General features: G+C 42.3%; 21 protein-coding genes. 3 read left to right on the forward strand and 18 right to left on the reverse strand.

What is annotated here, in order from left to right; genetic code table 11:
- From accA to rpsB, 16 genes are all read right to left on the reverse strand, one after another.
- Complete coding sequence (gene accA / locus AC0L6H_RS19025) at positions 1 to 957, reverse strand: acetyl-CoA carboxylase carboxyl transferase subunit alpha (RefSeq protein ID WP_473390848.1); 957 nt, start codon at positions 955 to 957, stop codon at positions 1 to 3.
- A gap of 111 nt (positions 958 to 1,068) precedes the next feature.
- The gene (dnaE, locus tag AC0L6H_RS19030) at positions 1,069 to 4,569 is read right to left on the reverse strand and encodes a DNA polymerase III subunit alpha (RefSeq protein ID WP_473390850.1); all 3,501 of its coding nucleotides are present in this window, start codon (positions 4,567 to 4,569) and stop codon (positions 1,069 to 1,071) included.
- A gap of 30 nt (positions 4,570 to 4,599) precedes the next feature.
- Complete coding sequence (gene rnhB, locus AC0L6H_RS19035) at positions 4,600 to 5,211, reverse strand: ribonuclease HII (RefSeq protein ID WP_473394586.1); 612 nt, start codon at positions 5,209 to 5,211, stop codon at positions 4,600 to 4,602.
- Between the two features lies 1 nt (position 5,212).
- Positions 5,213 to 6,397, reverse strand: coding sequence for a lipid-A-disaccharide synthase (gene lpxB / locus AC0L6H_RS19040; RefSeq protein WP_473390851.1), 1,185 nt, complete (start codon positions 6,395 to 6,397; stop codon positions 5,213 to 5,215).
- A gap of 97 nt (positions 6,398 to 6,494) precedes the next feature.
- The gene (gene lpxA, locus AC0L6H_RS19045) at positions 6,495 to 7,268 is read right to left on the reverse strand and encodes an acyl-ACP--UDP-N-acetylglucosamine O-acyltransferase (protein ID WP_473390853.1); all 774 of its coding nucleotides are present in this window, start codon (positions 7,266 to 7,268) and stop codon (positions 6,495 to 6,497) included.
- Positions 7,265 to 7,714 carry a 3-hydroxyacyl-ACP dehydratase FabZ gene (gene fabZ, locus AC0L6H_RS19050; protein WP_473390854.1) on the reverse strand — a complete coding sequence of 150 codons (450 nt, stop codon included), beginning with the start codon at positions 7,712 to 7,714 and terminating at the stop codon, positions 7,265 to 7,267. The genes lpxA and fabZ overlap by 4 nt, the downstream gene beginning before the upstream one ends.
- A gap of 213 nt (positions 7,715 to 7,927) precedes the next feature.
- Positions 7,928 to 8,443: an OmpH/Skp family outer membrane protein gene (locus AC0L6H_RS19055; protein WP_473390855.1), complete on the reverse strand. Its 516-nt coding sequence runs from the start codon at positions 8,441 to 8,443 to the stop codon at positions 7,928 to 7,930.
- A 63-nt stretch (positions 8,444 to 8,506) separates the two neighbouring features.
- Entirely contained in the window at positions 8,507 to 10,981 is a 2,475-nt protein-coding gene (bamA, locus tag AC0L6H_RS19060) for an outer membrane protein assembly factor BamA (RefSeq protein WP_473390857.1), read from the reverse strand.
- A 77-nt stretch (positions 10,982 to 11,058) separates the two neighbouring features.
- The gene (gene rseP / locus AC0L6H_RS19065; RefSeq protein WP_473390858.1) at positions 11,059 to 12,408 is read right to left on the reverse strand and encodes an RIP metalloprotease RseP; all 1,350 of its coding nucleotides are present in this window, start codon (positions 12,406 to 12,408) and stop codon (positions 11,059 to 11,061) included.
- On the reverse strand, positions 12,408 to 13,598 hold the full coding sequence (gene ispC, locus AC0L6H_RS19070; protein ID WP_473390859.1) for a 1-deoxy-D-xylulose-5-phosphate reductoisomerase: 1,191 nt from the start codon (positions 13,596 to 13,598) through the stop codon (positions 12,408 to 12,410). The genes rseP and ispC overlap by 1 nt, the downstream gene beginning before the upstream one ends.
- A gap of 6 nt (positions 13,599 to 13,604) precedes the next feature.
- Entirely contained in the window at positions 13,605 to 14,468 is an 864-nt protein-coding gene (locus tag AC0L6H_RS19075; RefSeq protein WP_473390860.1) for a phosphatidate cytidylyltransferase, read from the reverse strand.
- Positions 14,462 to 15,211, reverse strand: a complete 750-nt coding sequence (gene uppS / locus AC0L6H_RS19080; protein ID WP_473390861.1) for a polyprenyl diphosphate synthase — start codon at positions 15,209 to 15,211, stop codon at positions 14,462 to 14,464. Before uppS ends, AC0L6H_RS19075 begins: the two co-directional genes overlap by 7 nt.
- 43 nt (positions 15,212 to 15,254) lie before the next feature.
- The gene (gene frr / locus AC0L6H_RS19085; RefSeq protein ID WP_473390863.1) at positions 15,255 to 15,812 is read right to left on the reverse strand and encodes a ribosome recycling factor; all 558 of its coding nucleotides are present in this window, start codon (positions 15,810 to 15,812) and stop codon (positions 15,255 to 15,257) included.
- A 210-nt stretch (positions 15,813 to 16,022) separates the two neighbouring features.
- Positions 16,023 to 16,769 (reverse strand): UMP kinase, encoded by a 747-nt coding sequence (gene pyrH, locus AC0L6H_RS19090; RefSeq protein ID WP_473390864.1) that lies wholly within the window; start codon positions 16,767 to 16,769, stop codon positions 16,023 to 16,025.
- Between the two features lie 98 nt (positions 16,770 to 16,867).
- Positions 16,868 to 17,743 carry a translation elongation factor Ts gene (tsf, locus tag AC0L6H_RS19095; RefSeq protein WP_473390866.1) on the reverse strand — a complete coding sequence of 292 codons (876 nt, stop codon included), beginning with the start codon at positions 17,741 to 17,743 and terminating at the stop codon, positions 16,868 to 16,870.
- Positions 17,744 to 17,844: 101 nt separating this feature from the next.
- Complete coding sequence (gene rpsB, locus AC0L6H_RS19100) at positions 17,845 to 18,570, reverse strand: 30S ribosomal protein S2 (RefSeq protein WP_473390867.1); 726 nt, start codon at positions 18,568 to 18,570, stop codon at positions 17,845 to 17,847.
- Between the two features lie 360 nt (positions 18,571 to 18,930).
- Between rpsB and map the strand changes: the two genes are divergently transcribed.
- The 3 genes from map (at position 18,931) to AC0L6H_RS19115 (ending at position 22,925) form a co-directional block, all read left to right on the forward strand.
- Positions 18,931 to 19,725 (forward strand): type I methionyl aminopeptidase, encoded by a 795-nt coding sequence (map, locus tag AC0L6H_RS19105; protein WP_473390868.1) that lies wholly within the window; start codon positions 18,931 to 18,933, stop codon positions 19,723 to 19,725.
- 56 nt (positions 19,726 to 19,781) lie between these two features.
- A complete protein-coding gene (glnD, locus tag AC0L6H_RS19110) occupies positions 19,782 to 22,403 on the forward strand; it encodes a [protein-PII] uridylyltransferase (protein WP_473394588.1) in 2,622 nt (873 codons plus the stop codon).
- Between the two features lie 63 nt (positions 22,404 to 22,466).
- Positions 22,467 to 22,925, forward strand: coding sequence for an acyl-CoA thioesterase (locus AC0L6H_RS19115; RefSeq protein ID WP_473390870.1), 459 nt, complete (start codon positions 22,467 to 22,469; stop codon positions 22,923 to 22,925).
- Between the two features lie 48 nt (positions 22,926 to 22,973).
- On the opposite strand, the gene AC0L6H_RS19120 is transcribed toward AC0L6H_RS19115, so the two are convergent.
- Both AC0L6H_RS19120 and AC0L6H_RS19125 read right to left on the reverse strand, forming a co-directional pair.
- Positions 22,974 to 23,423, reverse strand: a complete 450-nt coding sequence (locus tag AC0L6H_RS19120) for a flavodoxin (protein WP_473390871.1) — start codon at positions 23,421 to 23,423, stop codon at positions 22,974 to 22,976.
- A gap of 104 nt (positions 23,424 to 23,527) precedes the next feature.
- Positions 23,528 to 24,256: a pseudouridine synthase gene (locus AC0L6H_RS19125; protein WP_473390872.1), complete on the reverse strand. Its 729-nt coding sequence runs from the start codon at positions 24,254 to 24,256 to the stop codon at positions 23,528 to 23,530.
- Positions 24,257 to 24,444: the final 188 nt, after the last annotated feature.

The following is a 24,444-nucleotide window of genomic DNA, read 5'->3' on the forward strand; positions in this document are numbered from 1 at the left end:
TCAGCAATAACCAAAAGACATAAGTCTGTCGTATCGCTCTTGCATAAGTGTTGCTTCATTTAAACTTTGCAACTGTGCTAACTGCTGTTTGATCGTTGCCTTTAAATTAGCCGCCATGCTTTTGTAATCGCGATGCGCGCCACCTAAGGGTTCGTCTACGATCGTATTAATAAGACCCAACTCTTTTATTTGTGGTGCGGTGACGCCCATTGCCTCGGCGGCAATAGGTGCTTTTTCTGCACTTTTCCACAAAATTGATGCACAACCTTCTGGCGAAATTACAGAGTAAGTTGAATACTGCAACATATTGACTCTGTCCCCTACCCCAATTGCAAGTGCACCACCTGAGCCACCTTCACCAATAACGGTACATATAATTGGAACAGTCAATTCTGCCATGACTTTTAGGTTAGTCGCGATAGCTTCACTTTGCCCACGTTCTTCAGCACCAACGCCTGGGTACGCACCCGGTGTATCGATAAAGGTCAAAATAGGCAAATTAAATCGTTCAGCCATGCGCATTAAACGCAGTGCTTTACGATAGCCTTCAGGTTTAGGCATGCCAAAATTACGTTTAATTTTCTCTTGCGTATCTCGTCCTTTTTGATGGCCAATAACCATAACAGGAATGCCATCTAACTTAGCTAAGCCACCAATAATGGCTTTGTCGTCAGCATAATTACGATCGCCCGCTAATTCATCAAAATCGGTAAGCATGTTGTCGATATAGTCTTGCGTATAAGGGCGCATAGGATGGCGGGCAACTTGTGATATTTGCCAAGCCCCTAAGTTATCAAAAATTTTACGCGTGCGTTCACCGTTTTTTTCGCGTAATTTCGCAATTTCTTCTTCTATACCCACGTCGAAATCGCCGCCTTGATTAACAATGCGTAATTCTTCTATTTTGGCTTCCAGCTCGGCAATAGGTTGCTCGAAATCAAGAAAATGTAAGCCCATGTTTTATAATCCATTTTATTATTTTGCTAGTATTTTACACACTAGACTCATTAGGGTTAATCGCTTTTTTAGCGTCTTGTCTTTTTACGACAAACACGATTTACGTTTGGTTCAACTAAACGCCAAGTTTACATTAGCATCACCTAACATGTGGTTTAGTTCAACTACCAATTCGTCTTCAAGCTTTAAAGACCAATTTACACCTGTTTGCAATTCAAGCGCGACATCTGGATGTTCAACCTGCAGATGTAAAGGGCAAGTGCCACCCTTATATTTATGCAGTATATCTTGTAATTTAGAGACTGACGAGACTGTGCATTGCTCTGCCAGTAAATTAATAGTCAAACGCTTCGCAAATCGGTTGCGCGCTTCTATCAATGTCATTACTTCTGTAATGCTCATTGTAGTGCTATCGTTGTATCTATCAAAGCTGACCTGTCCTTTAATCCAAATAAGATTATCGACCGTCAATATATCTTCATAGCGTTCAAATACCTCTGGACTCACGCGCATCTCCATACGAGCTGACTTGTCGTCCAATGTTACCAAAGCCCAGCGACGCCCTTGCTTGTTTGTTAACACGCGGGTTGCATAAATTAAGCCCGCTGTTGTCGTGTAAACGTCGCGCTGTTGTGGCACCAAGTCTTTCACTACGCAATCAGTATAGTGTTTGCACTCATCAATATACTGGCTCATGGGATGTCCGGTCAAGTATAGACCTAAGGTTTCCTTTTCGCCATCTAACCAAACACGTTCGGGCCACGGTGGTACTTGTTGAAAACTGTTCTGGCTTTGCTCTTGAGTAAAATCTTCCATGCCGAACATGTCAGTTTGCCCCGCCAATGCGGCTTTAGCATTTTGCGATGCAGCACTCATCGCATCTTTTAAACTCGCGGTAAGCGCCGCACGGTGCGGCCCAAGTTTATCAAGGGCACCTGCCATGATGAGTTTTTCAAGTACCCGTTTGTTAATCTTTTTAAGGTCGACCTTGGCACAAAAATCAAACAAGTCATCAAATTCACCTTGGCTTTCACGGGCTTGAATAATTGCTTCAACAGGGCCTTCACCAACGCCTTTAATAGCGCCTATACCATAGACAATCGCGCCGTCTTGATTAACCGTGAACTTATGTTTGCCACTGTTTAAATCTGGTGGTAATACCTCAATCCCCATATTGCTACATTCGTCGATTAAGGTAACCACTTTCTCGGTATTATCCATATCCGCAGATAGTACCGCCGCCATGAATTCTGACGGATAATGAGCTTTAAGCCATAAGGTCTGGTATGACACAAGAGCGTATGCTGCAGAGTGTGATTTGTTAAAACCATAGCCTGCAAATTTCTCAACCAAATCGAAGATTTTCATAGCAAGGTCAGGGTCAATATTATTATCTATTGCACCTTGTTTGAAGAAAGAGCGTTGTTTCTCCATTTCTTCTAATTTCTTCTTACCCATTGCACGACGCAATAAATCAGCGCCACCTAGCGAGTAGCCAGACATGACTTGCGCTATTTGCATGACCTGCTCTTGGTACAAAATAATACCGTAAGTGGGCTCTAGTATCCCTTCTAAACACTCATGCTGATAGGTTGCATCAGGGTAGGATACGGCTTCACGCCCGTGTTTACGGTCAATGAAGTTGTCTACCATCCCAGACTGCAATGGACCGGGGCGAAACAAGGCCACAAGTGCGATGATTTCTTCAAAAACGTCTGGCTCAAGACGCTTGATCAGGTCTTTCATGCCGCGAGATTCAAGTTGAAAGACAGCGGTTGTTTCAGCGCGTTTTAGTAAGGCAAAGGATTTTCTGTCTTCCAGCGGAATAGTCGTGATATCAATATCAATGCCCTTGACCGCTTTTACCATATCAATTGCGTTTTGAATGATGGTTAGTGTACGCAGTCCTAAGAAATCAAACTTAACCAAACCTGCCGTTTCAACATCATTCTTATCAAATTGAGTGACTGGATTGCCGCCTGTGTCATCACAATAAAGGGGGGAGAAATCAGTAATTGTTGTGGGAGATATAACCACACCACCGGCATGTTTACCGGCGTTGCGGGTAACCCCTTCTAGTATACGAGCCATATCAATAAGGTCTTTCACTTCCTCATCTTGCTCATAGATTTCAGGTAGTCTTGGCTCGACTTCGAAGGCTTTTTCGAGGGTCATGCCTGGATCGCCCGGGATCATCTTTGAAATGCGATCGACAAAGCCATAAGGGTGACTCATGACTCTTCCTACATCGCGAATTACCGCTTTAGCAGCCATGGTACCAAAGGTGATAATTTGCGATACCGCATCTCGGCCGTATATATCTGCAACGTGATCAATAACCTCATCGCGTCTGTCCATGCAAAAATCGATATCAAAGTCGGGCATCGATACCCGTTCAGGGTTTAAGAATCGCTCAAATAGCAAATCAAACTCAAGGGGATCAAGGTCGGTAATATCAAGGGCATATGCAACCAAAGAGCCGGCACCTGAACCACGACCCGGTCCCACGGGAATATTATTATCTTTACTCCACTGAATAAATTCCATAACGATTAAGAAATAACCCGGAAAGCCCATTTGGTTAATTACTTTGAGTTCTATTGCTAAGCGTTCATCATACTCTGGGCGTTTTTCATTGCGCTCAGTTTCATCTGGGAATAAGAACGCCAAGCGACGCTCTAAGCCTTTTTCTGACTCTTTAACAAGGAATTCTTCTACGGTCATTTCACCGGTTGGGAAATTGGGCAAAAAGTACTTACCTAAGGTAAGCTCAACGTTACAACGTTTTGCAATTTCTACACTGTTTTCAATCGCCTCTGGGATATCTGAGAAAAGTGCCGTCATTTCTTCTGGGGTGCGTAAGTATTGCTGATCGGTATAACGTTTTACTCGTCGATTATCATCTAGGGTGAATCCTTCGCTGATGCATACTCTTACTTCGTGTGCTTCAAAGTTTTCAGCCTTTAAAAAACGCACATTATTGGTGGCCACTACCGGTAGGGAATGTTTCGCCGCGAGTGCCACCGCTTCTTCAATATAAGCATTTTGGCCTATATGACCAGTGCGTTGTAGTTCAATATAGAAGCGGTCTGGAAAGTGGGTTTTATAAAACTCGAGAACATTTTCAATAATTGGGGTTTTACCAGACGCAATCGCGATACCTAAGTCACCATCCATTGCTCCAGAAAGAACAATCACGCCCTCACTGTATTTAGCAAGGATCTCTTGAGTGACAACCACTTTATGTTGAATATGCCCCTGCAAATAAGCATCAGAAATACAATTTGTGATATTTCGATACCCAGTTTCATTCATAGCAAGTAAACCAATTTGGACGATTTGGCTGTCTTTGCTATCGGCTCTAGAGGCTGATTTGTTTGTACTTAAGGATTCATTCAGTAGCCATATATCACAGCCAACAATAGGCTTAATACCTTTTTTCATCGCAGATGAATAAAACTTCACCAAGCCACACATGTTCATCAAATCGGTTAAGGCAACACTATGACTCCCAGCTTCTGCGCTAGCATCTAGAATAGGGTTTACCTTATTTAGGCCGTCTTGCATTGAAAAGTCGCTGTGCAGACGTAAATGTACAAAATTTGATGTCACGTGGGTGTTTGCTCCGTTTGCGTTAACCAACTATAGCATTGCTTTGAATATTCTACCTTTTGCAGCCGCAAGCTGAACCGGTTTAAAGCTAAATCTATGTTCTTTAATAGGACCATATTCTTCAAGCGCCTGCATATGGTGCTTAGTAGGATAGCCCTTATGGCCTGCAAAGCCATACTGGGGAAAGGATTTATCTAATAATTGCATTTCTCTGTCGCGGGTCACTTTTGCTAAAATCGAAGCCGCCGAAATTTCAGCATGAGACAAGTCACCTTTTACAATCGCTTCACTTTTGTACAGCCAATTAGGACAACGATTGCCATCCACGCGCACAAATTCTGGTTGAATGTGCAAGCCCTCAACCGCTCTTGTCATCGCCAGCATCGTTGCCTGCAAAATATTGATGTCATCAATCTCTTTTGGGCTTGCTCGACCAATTGACCAACTCAATGCTTTTTGTTGGATAATATCAAAGAGAAACTCGCGTTTTTTTTCACTCAACTTCTTTGAATCGGAAAGCCCTTCGATGGGATTTTTAGGGTCAAGGATAACCGCTGCGGTTACCACGTCTCCAACTAGAGGTCCTCGTCCTACTTCATCCACGCCGGCAATCAATGAGTAAGACGGCGCACCTGTTGTCATATCAGACTGACTCATGTTGGTCGCCTCGACGAATTAATTGTAAGACCGCATTTGCTGACTGCTTGTCTGCATCACATTTAAGACTTTTATGAATTTGAGTAAATCGTTCTAGTATTTGCGCGTTTACGCTTGAGTCCTGACGCCACACACGATAAAGCTCATTCGCTAAGTTCGTAGGGTTAACGTCTTCTTGCAAAAATTCAGGGACGAGTCGCTCATTTGCCAAAATATTCGGCAAAGCAAAGTAATCAGGCTTGTACATGCGTTTCATCATCATGTGGGTCAATCCCGACATAATATAGGCAACCACCATAGGACGCTTGCATAACATGGCCTCAAGTGCCGCGGTACCCGAGGCTAATAAAACTGCGTCGGCGGCAATCATAACGTCTCTGGCGGCGGCGTCAGTGACAATAATATCTTGTTGATAGTCTTTTTCACTGAGTATTTGCTCAATTTGGGCGCGGCGTTCGCTATTTACCGCTGGAATAATCGCCCGTAAATCGGGCTCTTTTATCTTTAATTTTTCAAAGCTAGCTAAGAAAATACCGAGCAGTGATGCTATTTCTCGTGCTCTGGAGCCAGGTAATAGCGCCAGAATTGGGCCATTACAAAAGCGTTCACTTAAGTGTAGCGTTTTTTGTGCCGCCTGTTGGTCTACCACTAGCGGGACATCGTCAGCCATAGTGTGGCCTACAAACTGAAATGCTACTTGATACTTCTCATAAATCGCTTTTTCGAAAGGAAATACACCTAAAACTAAATTGGTCGCTGCTGCTATTTTGTGAATACGTTTCTCTCGCCACGCCCAAATAGTAGGACTAACATAGTGCACGGTGGGAATGCCTGCTTTCTTAAGTGCACTTTCGACCCGTAAGTTGAAATCGGGTGCATCAACACCAATAAAGACGTCGGGAGGATTTGCTACAAAATGGGCTACTATCGTTTTGCGAATATGTAACAAACGCGGTAGGTGTTTAACAACCTCTACCAAGCCCATAACCGACAACTCGTTCATATCAAACAAGCAGCGCATGCCGAGCTCTTTTAGGGCGCTTGACCCAATACCTTCTATCTCACAATCAGGATGTTGGGCGAGGATTTGCTTTAACATTCCCAAGGCGAGAATTGCGCCGGAGGTTTCGCCAACAATAAGCCCTATTTTTAATGGTTTTGTCGTGGTCATTGTGATTGGCATTAACTCAAGATTGAAGGTAGTGTGCGTGCTAAGATGCAACTACCTTACAAAGAAAATATCATCAATCGCTAAGCGAGTTAATCACTTAACGAATAATGCCTCTGTTAGGCTTACTCAAGAAGTCTATCAGTGTTTTTAAAGCTGGCTCAGATTCACCAAGGCCACGAATAAGGTAAAGCGCTTCGTCATAGGTATTGCCTTGGCGATAAAGAATTTTATAGGCCTTTTTAACCAGACTGATTGCTTCAGGAGAAAAGCCTCTGCGTTTTAAACCTTCGCTGTTTATTCCTTGCGGGATGTGCTTTAAGCCACTGACCATAACATAAGGCGGGATGTCTTTTAAGATGATAGCACCACCACCAGTAAAAGCATGTGAACCAATATGGCAAAATTGATGTACCGCTGTGGTACCACCTAAAATAACAAAATCACCAATGTGGACGTGCCCTGCAACGGTTGCCCCATTTGCCAATACGTTATCACTTCCGACCATGCAATCATGTGCCAAATGCGTATTTGCCATGAACAAGTTACGGTTGCCAATTTTGGTTAGGAGTTTATCTTGCACGGTTCCTCTGTGAATAGAGCAAAACTCTCGAAAGATATTGTCATCTCCAACTTCAAGATATGTTTCTTCACCAGCGTACTTTTTGTCTTGGCAATCTTCACCAATGGAAGTAAATTGGAAAAACTGGTTATTTTTACCAATTTTTGAATGCCCTTTCACTACCACGTGACTTTTTAAAACACAGCCCTCATCTATTTCTACATTGTCACCAATATAGCAAAAGGGGCCAATTTCAACATTGTCCGCAATCTTTGCATTTTCAGAAACAACTGAAGAAGGATGTATCCTCATTTAAAATCCCTCATTGCACACATAAACTCTGCTACACAAACGCTTTGACCGTCAACCGAGGCAATGCCTTCAAACTTCCAAATACCACGACGCTCTTTAATTAAATTCACGTCAATATCGAGTTTATCACCAGGCACAACAGGTGCTTTAAATCGGGCTTTGTCTATGCCAGCATATAAATAGAGTTTGTCACTGTTGCCCATGGTTTTGAATCCCAGAATACCGGCAGCTTGGGCCATCGCTTCGAGAATTAAAACACCTGGGAAGATAGGTTCGCCAGGGAAATGCCCTAAAAAACACTGTTCGTTAATGCTGATATTTTTGTAGGCTTTAATTGATTTACCAAGCTCGTAATCACTAACGCGATCTATTAATAAGAACGGATAGCGGTGCGGCAGCAAAGTCATAATTTCTTTAATTTCGATTGTATTTAGCGCGTTTGCCAAGGAAGTCTCCTAATTATTATTCGGCATATCATTGCCTATTTGGCTCTTAATTCTATTGTACATAGTATTAAGTATATTCTTAAAGCTTATTACTACAACTCTTTGTTGTATAAGATAAGCCTTTGTGAGCCAAAAACAAATCAGACCAACATAAGTTGGCCTGATTTGTTTTACTTTATTGTCATTTTGCTCATTTAACGAGCAACATGCCTTTTAGTTTGCTTTACCAACTTGGTCTAATACCTGCTGTGAGATATCAAATTTAGGGTCGCTGAAAGGCACTGCACTAGCATTTAATACCATATCGTATTTTTCTTTAGCAGCGATGGCATTGATTGCTTGTTGAATGAGTGCGAACAATTTTCTGCGCTCTTCTTCAGTACGACGCTGCATATTCTGTTGTAGAGGCTGGCGCTTCTCTTGTAACTGCTGACCAATACCATTGACTTCATTTTCAAGTTTTTTGATTTGATCTGCGCTCATTGTTGCTTTTTCACGCTGTAATTTTTCAATCAAAAAATTGCCGTCTGCACTCAAGCGTTGGACTTCTTGGATTTGCTCTGCAAACTCACTGTTAATGTTTTGTTCAATAAGCGCTACCTGCGGCAATGCCTGTAAAACTTGGGCTACATCAACAACCGCAAACTTCTGCTCTGCGTTAGCTGCACTAGATATTGTTGCTAGAGTGAATAACGCTGCTAACGACAAACCTTTAATAAAACTTTTCAATGTAAAACTCCTATACGCTTATGTTTTGTTCATTTATGTATTATATCGTGGATTATACCTTGCTTAGAAGGTTGATCCAATGTTGAATGTGAAGAATTTAGCATCGTCACCTTCACGTTCTTTCAAAGCTCTTGAGAAACTAAATACCATGGGGCCCATGGGCGATATCCACTGTACCGACAATCCGGCTGAGCTGCGGTATTGTTTCCAATCACTATAATCACCTAGTAGATCACTTCCTTGGCTTAGTGTTAAGTCTTTATAAAGGTCGTACTGGAACTCTGTGTCCCAAACGTTACCTACATCATAAAACAGGCTAGTCCTAACCGAGTTATCAAACTCTTCACCAACAAAAGGCGTAGGGACAATTAACTCAAAGCCACCAAGGGCCATGGCATTCCCGCCCAAGCTTCGCGAAGAAAGTGCAATTGTGTCATTCTCAGGATTGCCTAAAATTGGCACACCTGTAGGGCTTGTTATAACCGTGCTGCTAACGCGCTGTAATCCACGAGGACCTACTGTGTTGTTTTCAAAGCCACGTAAAGTGTCTGCACCACCGGCTGTAAAGTTCTCGTTAAACGGTAATATTTGCTCTGTGCCATTTTCACTACCATAGCCATTACCGTAACCTAAACGCAAGCGCGCGAGCACCGTCCATCGTTGGTCCCTAGTCAGTGGGAAATACCACTTGGCATCTGAGGTGAATTTAAAGTAATTTACTTCAGAGTTTGGCGTTGTGATGCTCAAAGATGCACGTTGTGACGAGCCAGCACTTGGAAACAAACCGCGGTTAAGAGTGTTTCGCGACCACGATACAGAACCAAGTAAACTGTCATAATTGATTGGCGCATCAGGGTCACCAGGATCAGCGAACTGCTCATAGAAACGCGTTGTTTGAACATATGGGGTATTATTCGCGCCTAGCTCTACGCTTGAATATGTAACACCAAAACTAATTCGGTTTACTTCGTTTATAGGGTAACCAAGGGTTGCTCCAATTGACCAACGCTTGCTGCTATATTGAATTAGACCAAAATCTTCGCCATCAAATTCACTGTAACCAATGTTGGCGCCTAAACTTATGCCATCAATCGTAAAATATGGGTCTAAATAAGTTAACTGCGCACTCTTTTGGTAAGAGACTGTATTAACACTAATACCGACGCGCTTACCACTGCCAAGAAAGTTATCTTGTTGAATACCAGCTTGAAGACTAAGCTTAGTTGCATCACCATAGCCGATTCCGGCATTAAATGAACCCGAAGCCTGTTCTTTTACATTGAACTCAACATCTACCTTATCGTCTTCACCGGGGATGCGAATCGTTTCAAACTCAACTTCTTCCATATAAGTAAGACGTGACAGCTGAGCTTTAGATGTTTCTAAGGCTTGGTTTGCCAACCAACTACCTTCCATTTGTACCACACTTTGACGCAATACGTTGTCAGCGGTAACTTGGTTACCATTGAATGTAATTCGGCGTACATAAATGCGTTTACCTGGGTCTACGCGAAGGGTTAACTTAACCGTTTTGTCTTCTTCATTAATTTCAGGAATGGTAGTTACTGTAGGGTAGGCGTAGCCAAATCGACCTAAGTATTTTGATATAAATTCTTCGGTATAGGTCACTTCACCTTGATTATACAAATCACCTTTACGTAACGGCAACAAACGCGAAATAAAATCTTCATAGCCAAGTAAGTCACCTGACAACTCTACTTCAGAGATATTGTATTGTTCACCTTCTTTGACGTTAAGTGTGACATAGATACCGTCTTTTTCTGGCGTCATTGACACTTGTGTAGAGCTAATATTAAATTGTAAATAACCGCGGTCTTTATAGTAACTTTCGATGGTTTCCATATCGCCCGACAGCGTTTGCTGCTGATAGCGAGTTTCTGACAAGAAGTCCCACCAAGGCGCGTTGAACTTAAGCTCCATCTGCTTGAAAAGTTCATCATCTTCAAATATTTCGTTACCTACAATATTTATTTGACGAATTTTAGCAGCGTCACCCTCTTCAAATAAAAGTTTTACATCAACTCGATTACGTGGCAGCGGCGTGACGATAGCAGTAACAGTAGCATTGTATTTACCAATGCTGTAGAAGAAGTCTTTAAGGCCGTTTTCAATTGACGTTATTACAGTACGGTCTAGGGGCTCACCAATACGAATATTTGACGAGTCCAAACTCTCTTGAAGCTGTTCGTCTTTTATGTCGTCATTACCATCAAACACAATATTACTAATGGTTGGACGTTCCGACACCGAGACAATGAGTACATTACCATCACGATAGACTTCAACACTCTCAAAGTGAGTAGAGGAATAGAGCGATCTGATTAACTGGGTAATACGGAAGCTATTGAGTGTATCACCACGCTGCACAGGTAAATACGTGAGTGCGGCGCCTAAGGCGACCCTCTGCAACCCTTCAACACGGATATCTTCCACGACAAACTCATTTGATGCTTGCGCCATCACTTGAGAGGAACTGGCTAATAAGGCCGCTGCTAGAACTAGTTTATTACACTTCATCAACTATAAAATTTCCAAGATATTGCTTGTCAGACGTTATTGTTTGTTTAGCATTTAATGTGTCTGTCAGATATTCATTAAATATTGCGTAGTATGTCATTGAAAATAGCGGTAGCCATTACACCGAACAAAATTACGCCACCTACTTTTAAACCTACTTCCTGAACAGCCTCCGACACCGGCTTTCCAGTTATCCACTCGACAGTGAAATACAATAAATGACCGCCATCTAATATAGGCAATGGCAAAAGATTAATGATACCAAGATTTACGCTAATAAGCGCTAAAAATCCCAGAAATGGCACCAATCCGTAGCTCGCATGCGCACCTGCGCCTTGGGCGATTGAAATAGGGCCACTTAAACTTTTTACCGATAAATCACCCGTAACCAATTTACCTAACATTTCAACGGTTACTGTCATCAGACGCCAGGTACTTTTAGTACCGCTTACTAAGGCGTCTATTGGGCCTTCTTTTGTTTCAACAATGTATTCTGGTGGCCACGCTTGTGTAAACGGAACGACCCCTAAATAGCCTTGTTCTGCGTTATCAGGCTTTTGACCCAAGACAACACTGATATTTAGCAAGGCGCCGTCACGAAGGAGTTCAAGGTCAACTTCTTGATTAGGTCGCGCTTCAATATACTGGACTATTTGTCCCCAATTTGTCATTGGAGTTCCATCTATTTTCATTATTTCATCATTTGCACTTAAGCCAAATTGTTCAGCGGGCGTGTTGGGCCCTATCGAGCCCAGTGTTTTAGTAGGCTGTGGAGAAAATGGCGTAAAGCCTAAGGCTGCAAATAAATCTGTAGATTCTGGATCAAGAGTCCAACCATTAATAGGAAGTGTTTTCTCAAGAGTCAGTCCATTTTGTGTTTTTATGGTTAGAGGCATACTTTCATCGCCACTATAACTGACCATTTCAATACTGACTTCTTGCCAATCAGTAACTTCTCGGTTACCTACCTTTATTATTTCGTCATTAGCTTCAAGTCCTGCTTGTGCCGCAAAGGTGTTTGCTTGCACATCTCCTACAATAGTTTTTGAAGTCTGCGAACCAATCATACCAACGAGCATCAACGCGAAAATGGCAAACAAAAAATTTACAAAAGGACCGGCCGCAACGATAGCCATACGCTGACCAACAGGCTTTAAATCAAAACAGACGTCCAAGTCTTGGGAACTCACTTGGTCTACCCTACCGTCAAGCATGCGCACGTAACCACCTAAAGGAATAGCCGCTACGATCACTTCCATGCCACTGGAGGTGGTGCGTTTAAACAAAGGCTTACCAAAGCCTATAGAATATTTAAGTATTTTTACCTTGCACAACTTCGCAACAATGTAATGCCCCCACTCATGCACTGCCACCAAAATACTCAAGGCCAGTACGAAGGATGCAATATTAAATAAAATCGATGTCATTAACTTAATTCCTTAACTAGCTGACGTGCAATTATGCGACTTGAACGATCATGTTCTAAAATACTGTCAATACAGTTAAGTTGTGGCATAGCTTGCTTTTGTAAGGTCATATCATTGACAACATTAATCTGTGAAAAGTTTACTTGACCGCGTAGAAAAGCATCTACAGCAATTTCATTCGCCGCATTTAAAGCCGTGGTAGCTGCTTGCCCTTGTTTAGCGGCATCTATAGCTAAATAAAGGTTTGGATATCGCTCTTTGCATGGTTGGGTAAAACTAAAATCAGCGAGGCTAGAAAAGTCCAAGTGTGCGACCCCTGATTCAATGCGTTCTGGGTACGCCAATCCATGCGCAATAGGTGTGCGCATGTCAGGGTTACCCATTTGTGCAATGACTGAACCGTCAACGTACTGCACCATCGAATGAATGGTACTTTGTGGATGAATAACGACGTGGATATCTTCTTCTTTAAAACCAAACAGCCATTTCGCTTCAATAAACTCCAAGCCTTTGTTCATCATAGACGCTGAGTCTACTGATATTTTTTGGCCCATGGACCAATTTGGATGTGCGCAAGCTTGTTGCGGTGTGACATCACAAAATTTGTCCAACGCTAACTCTCTAAAGGGGCCACCGCTGCCGGTTAGGAGTAAATGCGCAATACCACTAGCCTCTTTATTTCCGTAAATAAAGTCGGTGGGTAAACACTGAAATATAGCATTGTGCTCACTGTCTATGGGAAGCAATTGGGCGTTGTGGGTATTTACCGCATCGATAAACAATTCACCTGACATGACCAAGGCTTCTTTGTTGGCAAGTAAGATGCGCTTTCCGGCTTTTACCGCTGCGAGAGTCGGCAATAAGCCTGCCGCACCAACAATTGCGGACATAACACAGTCAACTTCAGGGGCACTTGCAACATCGATTAAAGATTGAGGAGAATGTAGTAACTTAGTATTGGCAATATTGCTCCCTAACATTTCAGTCAGTGTATTGACCGCTGCTTTATCTGGGACGACTGCATACTTGGGCTTAAATAATTGGATTTGTTCGGCAAGTTTGTTTAACTGACGCATACCAGTGATGGCAAACACCGAAAATTTATCGGGATGGCGAGCAATCACATCTAAGGTAGAGGTGCCAATAGATCCGGTTGCACCCAAAATACAAACTTGTTGAGGAAATTGCATTTACGTTTAGGCCATCCACACTACATAACAAAAAGCGAACACTGGAAACGCTGCCGTTAAACTGTCGATACGATCCATAATACCGCCGTGGCCAGGAAGCAGTTTGCCACTGTCTTTTATGCCTGCACAGCGCTTAAACATACTTTCGTTAAGGTCGCCTAAGGCCGATACACCCACGGTGATACCACCGATTAATAGATGTAACCAAATACGAGAAGGTTCGACTTGATAATGTAATGCGGCAAAGGCAATAATCGCAAATGAGGCCATCACACCTCCGAATAAACCTTCCATTGTTTTACCTGGGGATACATTAGGTCTTAATTTGTGCTTACCAAACTTGACGCCCACAAAGTAAGCGCCTATGTCTGCCGCCCACACAATACCAAGGACATAAAATAACAATGAAGCACCATAAAACTCGTCTATTTCGTACAAACTCGTGCGTAGACTCACAATTGCAACCCATGTGGGGATCAGGGTAAGAACACCAAAAATACATCGGATCCCGCGGCTGTTTTTCCAAAAGCTACTATAACGAGGATATGCCAAAATCATAAACAAAGAGAGTAACCACCACAGGGCAGCTAGTTGTAATATGAAAAAATAAAAGCCGTTTAACTCACTTTGTACCCATATTTCTGTGGCATCAACACTCAAAATCATGACTAACAGCAATGCGCCAATAAATATGGTAAACCAGCCTTTTAGCATACGCTCGGTAATGCCTGACATATTGGCCCATTCGTATGCGCCTAGTAACATTATGCCCGCAACCACATATTTAAAAGCTTCGGTTGGTAAGAATAAAATAGCAATTAATGCGAGGGGCGCAAGTATCAGAGCCGTAAGAAATCGTTGTTTTAACATATGACGTTCCCGGTGTCGTCTTGCGTCATAATTTGTGCACCTGTCAATCCAAATCGACGCTGACGGTTAGCAAAGTCTGCAATAGCAAGGTTAAAGACCTCTTCATTGAAATCGGGCCACAGTACATCGCTAAAATAAAATTCTGCATAGGCACATTGCCATAATAAGAAATTACTCACACGATGATCACCACCGGTACGAATTAGCAAGTCAAGTTCGGGCAAAGTGCCGGTGCTTACGTGCTGATTGAATAGGTCTTCGGTTATATCGTTTAGGCTTAATTGTTGTTGTTCTACTTTTTGCGCTATACGTTTGGTGGCATCAATTATATCCCATCGACCACCGTAGTTAGCGGCGATGTTTAGCGTAAGCGATTTATTATTGGCAGTAAGCGCTTCAGCTTTGCGAATTTTTTCTTGTAGATTTTTATCAAACGCCGCAATGTCGCCAATGACTTTTAAACGAATATCGTTATTATTTAACTTTTTAACTTCTGAGCGCAACACCATAGAGAACAATTTCATCAGCACGCTGACTTCTTCTTGCGGACGTTGCCAGTTCTCACTACTGAAGGCAAACAAAGTTAGTGATTCTATGCCCTGTTTGCGCGCGAAACGCACAGAGGCTCGAACAGCATCAACACCTGCTTTATGCCCAAAAGTGCGAAGCTTACCTTTTTGCTGCGCCCAGCGCCCGTTGCCATCCATAATGATAGCCACGTGGCGAGGTACTTTGTCAATCATGTGTGTACTAGCACCTGATTCACTATCTAGCGCGCTCAACTCACTATACTTCCATCAGTTCTTTTTCTTTGTCAGCTAAAATGCCGTCAATAGTTTTCACAAATTGATTGGTCAAAGATTGAATATTTTCTTCGCCAGCTCTTGCTTCATCTTCACTAATTTCTTTTTCTTTAAGCAAATCTTTGATATCGCTATTGGCGTCGCGTCTAATATTGCGAACCGCAACACGACCTAGTTCAACTTCATTGCGCACCACTTTAATCAAATCTTTACGACGCTCTTCTGTTAGCGGTGGTAAAGGAATGCGAATAGCTGCACCAGCACTCATAGGGTTAAGACCAAGATCAGACTGCATAATGGCTTTTTCTACTGCTTGTATGGCACTTTTATCAAACACAGACAGCGCTAGTGTTCGGCTGTCTTCAGCCACAATGTTAGCCAATTGCTTTAGCGGTGTATCGGCACCGTAATATGACACTACGATACTGTCTAGTAGGCTTGGATGGGCGCGCCCAGTGCGGATTTTAGCAAGTTGCGTTTTTAACGCAGCCACACTTTTTTCCATTCGGTCTTGGGCATCTAGTTCTATCTCATCAATCATATGTAACAACCTTTACTGATTATTTTTTATTCTATGCGTGTTTATATTTGGTCACGCGTTGGCATTGGAACTTACTCGCTGCGAAGTAATTGGCGAAGAATATAAATGCCATCTACCTTTTTGTAATCCCTAGCCAGTCTCTTATATTAACATTATTTTTACGCACTTGTATGCGCACGATCGTGTAGGCAGTAAAATAAAGCTCGCTTATTATACTGCGTCGCCAGATTCAACGTGACTAATAAGTGTGCCTTCAGTCTCTCCTAACACCACACGTTTTAAGCAACCTGCTTTGGTCATGTTGAAAACACGAATTGGAATGCTGTGGTCTCTAGCTAAGGTAAAGGCCGCTAAATCCATAACTTTTAATTCTTTATCTAACACTTCGTTGTAACTCAAGTGAGGATATAAGATTGCCTCTGGATTTTTTGCAGGGTCACTATCATAAACACCATCCACTTTAGTCGCTTTTAAAACTACGTCAGCTTCTATCTCTATGCCACGTAAACACGCCGCTGAATCGGTCGTAAAAAATGGATTCCCGGTGCCTGCCGAAAAAATAACGACTCTGCCAGATTTCAGCATTTTTATTGCATCAGTCCAATTGTACGAATCACATACACCATTTAAGGGAATGGCAGACATTAGTTTCGCATTTACAAAAGCACGATGCAGAGCATCACGCATTGCAAGACCGTTCATCACAGTAGCAAGCATACCCATATGGTCACCTACAACGCGATTCATACCGGCTTTAGCCAAACCTTCACCTCTAAAGAGATTGCCGCCACCAATGACGAGGCCAACTTCAATACCTAGCTCTACTAATTCTTTAATTTCTTCAGCCATACGGTCAAGAAACTTTGGATCAATACCAAAACTTTCCTCTCCCATTAGGGCTTCACCACTTAATTTTAATAGGATTCGACGATATGCGGGTTTTGGGCTAACACTCATGCGCAGTAATTTCCTTTAGTTATAAAAAAGCACCTCGTTTGAGGTGCTCAATAGTGTATATGAAGAGGCTGTTTTACAAAAGTATGTTTTGGTAAAACTTACGCTTTTTTAGCCGCTTCCATTTGTGCAGCAACTTCTGCAGCAAAATCTTCAGTTTTCTTCTCGATGCCTTCGCCAACTTCAAAACGTACGAAGTTGATCACGTCTGCATTTTTGCTCTTTAATAGAGCGCCAACGTTCATTGAAGGATCTTTAACGAAAGGCTGACCAGTTAAGCTAACTTCACCGGTAAACTTCTTCATACGACCTGAAACCATTTTCTCAGCGATCTCTGCAGGCTTGCCTGACTGGATTGCGATTTCAAGTTGAATTTCTTTTTCTTTCGCTACAACATCTTCAGGCACATCAGTAGGCTTAACAAACTGTGGGTTTGAAGCTGCAACATGCATTGCGATGTCTTTTGCTAGTTCTTCGTCACCGCCATTTAATATAGCGATTACACCAATGCGTCCGCTGTGCACGTATGCACCAAGGTTATCACCTTCAACCGTGATTACGCGGCGTGGTGAAATGTTTTCGCCAATCTTAGCAACAAGTGTGTCGCGCGCTGTAGATATAGCAACGCCATCAAGCTCAGCTGCGTTAAGTGAGTCGATGTCATTTAAGCCATTAGCAGCAGCAACTGCTAATATTTTGTTACCAAATGCTAAGAAGCCGTCATCACGTGCAACGAAATCAGTTTCACAGTTAATTTCAAGCATCGTTGCTTTACCGTCAGCTACCTGCGTTAAGATAACGCCTTCTGCTGCAATACGGCCCGCTTTTTTAGCTGCTTTCGCTTGACCAGATTTACGCATATTTTCAATTGCTAATTCTACGTCGCCGTCAGTCTCAACAAGTGCTTTTTTACAATCTAACATGCCGGCGCCTGTGCGCTCGCGCAATTCTTTTACCAGTGCTGCTGTCACTGCCATTGTCTTATTCCTCAAAAATGTATTTTTTGCTGTGCTTATAAAAGCAATTTTTAAAAAAGGAGACTAGCGTCTCCTTTCAAAATGTATTACTAAGCTATTGTTTATGCTTCGTCAGCTACAAACTCATCGCTAGCAACTTGTGCGTCTTGGTTTTTACCTTGCATAACCGCTTCTGCAGCTGCATTGGTATATAACTGAATCGCTCTGATTGCATCGTCATTACCCGGTACGATGTAATCTACGCCGTCAGGGTTAGAGTTTGTATCTACAACGGCAACTACTGGAATACCTAAGTTACGAGCTTCGGTAATTGCAATGTGCTCGTGGTCAGCATCGATAACAAAAATAACGTCAGGCAAGCCGCCCATGTTTTTGATACCGCCTAAGCTGTTTTCAAGCTTGGCCATTTCACGTTGAAGTAACAAAACTTCTTTTTTAGTTAGTTTATCAAAAGTACCGTCAGCTGCTTGTGACTCAAGATCTTTTAAACGGTTGATTGACTGACGTACTGTTTTCCAGTTAGTCAACATGCCGCCTAACCAACGTTTGTTCACGTAGTATTGACCGCATTTTAATGCAGATTCTTTTACCGCTTCGCCCGCTGCACGCTTTGTGCCTACGAACAAAATTTTACCTTTGCGACCCGCAACGCTTGATAAAAAGCTAAGTGCGTCGTTGAATAAAGGTACGGTTTTTTCTAAGTTGATGATATGTACTTTGTTACGTGCGCCGAAAATGAACTGAGCCATTTTTGGATTCCAGTAACGAGTTTGGTGACCAAAGTGAACACCGGCGTTTAGCATGTCACGCATTGAAACGGTTGCCATAATATTAATTCCTAATTGTAGGGGTTATGCCTCCACATTTCCCTATTCCCGATCGTTAATGACAAATTGCGAGTTAACACGTTTAGTCATTGCAGACACCCCGGAAACAGTGTCGAAATGTGTGTGAATTTTTAGTTATTCACTGCCCGAACAGCTTATTTTTCATTTGTGAGAAATGAACCATTCGAAAACAGCGCGCGCTTTATATCATTTATGGGAGTGTAATACAAATTATTGTTGTCTTTAAGGTGAAAAAAACTGCCTTCTTTATGATACTCCTCGGGTTTTAAAAATGGGATTGTATGCTGGCCTTGACTGTATGATAATAGTGGGGATATTTTCAAAATAGGTAAATAAGCTTTGGCAGCCACAATAAAAACAGCAGACGAAATAGAAAAAATGCGCGTTGCAGGTAAACTCGCAAGTGAAGTATTAAATATGATTGGTGAATACGTGGTAAAAGGCGTAACCACCGAACAGCTAAACCAACTATGTCACAACTATATTGTCGATGTACAAGGTGGTATACCCGCTCCTTTGAATTATGGTAACCCCCCTTTTCCTAAATCTGTTTGTACATCTGTAAATAATGTCATTTGTCATGGCATTCCTGGTGACAAAAAACTGAAAGACGGCGATATCGTGAATATCGACGTAACGGTAATTAAAGACGGTTATCACGGTGATACTTCAAAAATGTTTGTGGTAGGCAAGCCCAGTATTTTAGCCGAACGACTAATTAGGGTAACCCAAGAATGTTTATACAAAGGCATTGAGTTAGTTAAACCCGGTGCACGTCTTGGAGATATTGGTCATGTTATTCAAACCCATGCCCACAAACACAATTACTCAGTTGTGCAAGAATACTGCGGACATGGGATAGGAGCAACTTTCCACGAAGATCCTCAAGTTGTCCATTATGGCGTGGCAAATACTGGTGAAGAATTAGTAGCCGGCATGTGTTTTACCATAGAGCCTATGATCAATGCGGGCAAACGCCACTCAAAAATATTGCCCGATAAATGGACGGTTGTAACCAAAGACAGGAGCTTAAGTGCGCAGTGGGAGCACACATTGCTCGTAACAGATACAGGCGTAGAAATTTTGACCCATCGTGATGAAGAAACTATTCCAAGAATAATCAATCATAGCTAAGCGCTATGGGTAAATTGTAAACGTCAAATTAAGGGTCGCATGTGCAAAGTCTAGAAATGATTGTCGAGCAGCTTCAAAATATTAAGTCGGTGAGCGACATTAGCGAATTTAAAGCATGCGTAAAAGAAAGCTTTTTATGGCTTGAAAATAACTTTAATTCGATACATGTTGATGAACTCGTCGTAGAACGCGCTCGTTTCACTGATGCTCTGTTACGCAAGGCCTGGCAACTTCAAGAGTTACATACGGTAAAATCGTTAAGTTTGTGCGCTGTGGGTGGCTATGGCCGAGGTCAAATGCAGCCCTATTCTGATATTGATTTACTCATTTTGAGTGAAAAAACCTTGAGTAAAGAGACCCAAGAAAAAGTATCGGTATTTATCACCTTTTTATGGGACATCAAATTAGAAGTAGGCCAATCAGTTCGTACCGTAAAGGAAACCGTCTCATTAGCGAGAGATGATATCACCATTGCTACTAACCTTGTTGAAGCTCGGCTTTTGTGTGGTTGCGATCAAACCTTCGACAAACTCATCAGCAAAATAAACCATCCCAAAATATGGTCTAGTAAAGACTTCTTTTTAGCTAAGTTAGATGAACAAAAGCAAAGGCACGCAAAGTTTAATGACACCTCTTATAATCTAGAACCTAATATTAAAGAAAACCCTGGTTGTCTTCGCGATATCCAAAATATTGGCTGGGTAGCCAAAAAGCATTTTCAAGAATATGACGGCTTAACCTTAATTGGCCATGGCTATTTTAACGAACTAGAACACGCTGAGCTAATAGAATGCAGAAGTAACTTGTGGCAAATCCGATTCGCGCTCCACTTGGTATCAAAGCGTAGCGAAAATCGCCTATTGTTTGACTATCAGCCCGATGTAGCACGTTTACTTGGGTTTGGTGATGGCAAACAAGGCGTTGAAAAGATGATGAAGCACTTGTTTAGGATCGTACGCAGAGTAAGTGAACTCAACAGCATGCTAATGCTTAGGTTCAAACAAGATATTTTGAACCTAAAAGTAAAACGGTGTACGCCCGTATCAGATGATTTTTGTATCAAAGACAATTTAATTTCTCCGTTACACGATAAAGCCTTTGCGTCACCACTTAAAATACTTGAGTTTCTTGGACTCGTTGCCTGTCATCCCGAAATTGAAGGCTTAGATGCTGACTGCTTGCAGCAATTACGTAATGCTAGAAGGACCTTTCAGTCTGCTTACTACCATCAAATTCCTGAATGCAGAGACTACTTTGTCACGCTAATTTCAAATCCTGAATTTTTTGATTTAGCTTGGGACATTATGTATCAACATGGTGTATTGCAATCATACTTACCAGAGTGGGATCGCATTGTAGGAATGATGCAGTTTGACCTTTTTCATGCATACACGGTAGATGAACATACCCATAGGCTGGTTAAACACGTACGTCAGTATTATACCAAACCAGCCGAGTTTCCGCGTTGTAGCCGTATCGTTAACAACTTAGAAAACCCACAACTGATTTTTATCGCCGCTATTTTCCATGATATCGCCAAAGGCCGCGGCGGCGATCACAGTATATTGGGTGAAAAAGATGTTTATATTTTTTGTGAACAACATAATATTTCAGCTAAAAATAGCGCAATCATCGCATGGTTGGTTAAACACCACTTGTTGATGTCGGTTGTCGCGCAACGCAGAGATATATACGACCCAGACGTAATACGCGATTTTGCCGCGATTGTAAAAAGCCAAGAACAACTTGATTTGCTATATGTCCTAACCCTAGCAGATATTAGAGCGACCAATAATAATTTGTGGAACGATTGGAAAGCATCCTTATTACGTGAACTCTATTTATTGACCCAAAAAGCCCTTGATAACGGTTTACAATGTCAAATGACATTAAACGATAGAATAGAAGATTATAAAGCTAAAGCGATCGCCTTACTTGAAAAACGAGACGTAGACTTAGCGGCTTGTAAGCACATCTGGCAATATTATAGCCAAGATTACTTCGCCCGATTTAGCCCTACACAAATAGCGTGGCATACCCAATGCATCGTAGAAGCAGGCGTGTTGGCTGATGATGAATTTCTCGTAGCGGCCTCAAACGAAACATCAAAAGGCGGCACTGAACTGCTGATTTATTGTAAAGATCGCCCCGCTTTGTTTGCGCAAATTGCCTCTGTTATTGATAGCCGCAACTGCACCATTCACGACGCCCAAATATCGGTCACCACGGGGGGCTATGTTTTTGATAGCATGATAGTCCTTGATCATGAAAACAAGCGCATCAGTAATGAGCAACAAGTCAATAATTTTGTAAACGCAATTAAGCAGCAACTTTCTCGTCCGGGGCGTTCACATTTAAATTCAAGAAAGATGTCGCGACGCATGAAACAACTAGACGTGCCCACTAAGGTGAGGTTCTATTCGAGTCAAGAAGACACAACGCTCATCGAGCTTGAAGCACTTGATGCGCCAGGTCTTTTAGCCCGCATTGGTCATTTATTTGTAGACACTAATTTAGTATTGAAGATGGCAAAAATCACCACAATCGGTGAACGTGCAGAGGATGTGTTTATTGTTAGCAATAGTGAAGGAAAAGCGCTAACCCAAGAACAGCAAGTGCTGGTTAAAAATTTAATCATCAGCAAACTTGATCAGCCGGAAGTACTCACCCCCTTATAAATTGGTAGTGATGCTTCCGAGCAAAGCCACTTAAACACAATTCAAATTGAGAAGGCCTTGTTAATGTCGATAAACCAAGCTGCAAATCAGGTTAATATACGAATTCGTGTTCGCTATAGTGAATGTGACGCGCAGCAGGTCGTCTTTAATGCCCGATATGCTGATTATGCAGACTTAGCTGCTACAGAATATATGCGGGCACTGATTGGTGAGCACCAAAAATTATTAAGCGCGGGATACGATACCCAAGTCGTTAGTTTACACATAGATTGGTTTACATCAGCCACTTTCGATGATGTATTAAACTTGGGCGTATATGTATCACACATCGGCAATACTTCTTTTCAACTGACCACCGATTGCACACGAATTAACAGCAATGGTGATGCAGAGAACATCGCTATTATGAAAACAACGTACGTGATCGTGGATACAAAACGCTACGCAAAGTCCAAGATACCTAACTTGCTACTAGAAAATTTCTCGCGCTCTTTTTCAGTACTCGTTGATCAAGCGGGATAGTTTTTTTATCGACTCTTATCGCCAACATAGCGCTTAACATAAAGCCTGTTAGTCAATGAGCTTTTCGGCGATTGCTTTTACCCACGGCACGACTTCTTCTTCAGGTGTGAGGGTTTCAAGCGCATCGACTTCAAACATTTCAGCCACCGGCTTACCTTGGAGCTCGCTTAATAAGTCGAAGAACTGCCGCCCACCACCGCAAAAACTTTCACCGTAGCTACTATCGCCAAGTGCAACCACCGCAAAGGGTTTTGAATCCATTAACGGAAACGTATCTGCTAAATCACTGTGAAACAATTCTAAATTGGGTGGCACATCACCCTGGCCAGTAGTAGAAGTAATGACCAGTACCGACTCTGCGTCAATAAAGTCTGAAAGCTCAGGATCAGTAAATACCTCACTTTCAATCCCTTGTGCTCCTAACATATCATGAACTTCTTCAGCCACGTGTTGCGCATTACCATACACAGAACCTGCAAAAATACTTATGCTACTCATTGTTTTCCTCTACGGTTAATAATATTGACGGCAATGCTTATCTACATAGCAACAGCCCTCTAGTATATAGGGTGTTTTACCCCACATTCAAGGATAGCTATAGCTTAATCATGATTTGAGATCAGCGCATTATCAAAAATCGAAAATGCGGGGCGTAAATCATCATCAATGGAAGTAGAAAAGCGCATATGTTCACCACTAGTGGGATGGTCAAAGGCTAGTCCTGTGGCCACTAATGCGAGTCTATTTAATTGCAAGTGCATACGCGCAAACTGATTTTGTTTGCCATCGCCATGTGTAGTATCGCCAATGATGGGGTGGCGAATATGTGCCATATGACGTCGCAACTGGTGTTTTCGCCCAGTTTGAGGGTGCAGCCTAATAGCGCTGTAACGTGCCGTATTATAGCGGCCAAGTGGGATATTTAATTCAGCAGTATCAAGCAGTGTTATTTGTGAAACAGCCGTTTGAGCATCTTTATTTTTATTTGCTTTCATGTCCGTCATTTTATCGTGCATTTCTTTTAACGCATAATCGATAACTTGTGACTCGGTGTAACCTCGCACAATTGCCGTATATTCTTTTTGCACGCGGCGCTGTGCAAAACGTTCAGCGAGTTCTCGGGCACTTGCTTTATTCAGCGCCAGCACCATCAAACCAGAGGTTGGCTTATCAAGACGATGAACAACAAACACATGCTGCTGAATTTGGTCGCGCAAGAGCTGGATTAGAAAAGCAGTTTCATGCCTGTCAATTTCACTTCGATGCACCAATAAACCAGAGGGTTTGTGCACAACAACAATGTCTTCGTCTTGATACTTTATGGACAACAAAATTGTAGATCCCCGTTAATTTTTGCCCCAGTACTTAGAATACACTATCAGGACGACCCTAGCCAAAATAGGGCAGTTTGCCAAAAGAAAGTGAAGAACTGCCCTTAGAAAAGCTGAAACAGGTGCAAGGGCTCTTAAGAACATGTTTTAACAAGGAACTCTTGTGAATAGTAAGAATTTAATCACAT

Source organism: Glaciecola sp. G7-5, from assembly GCF_055808975.1.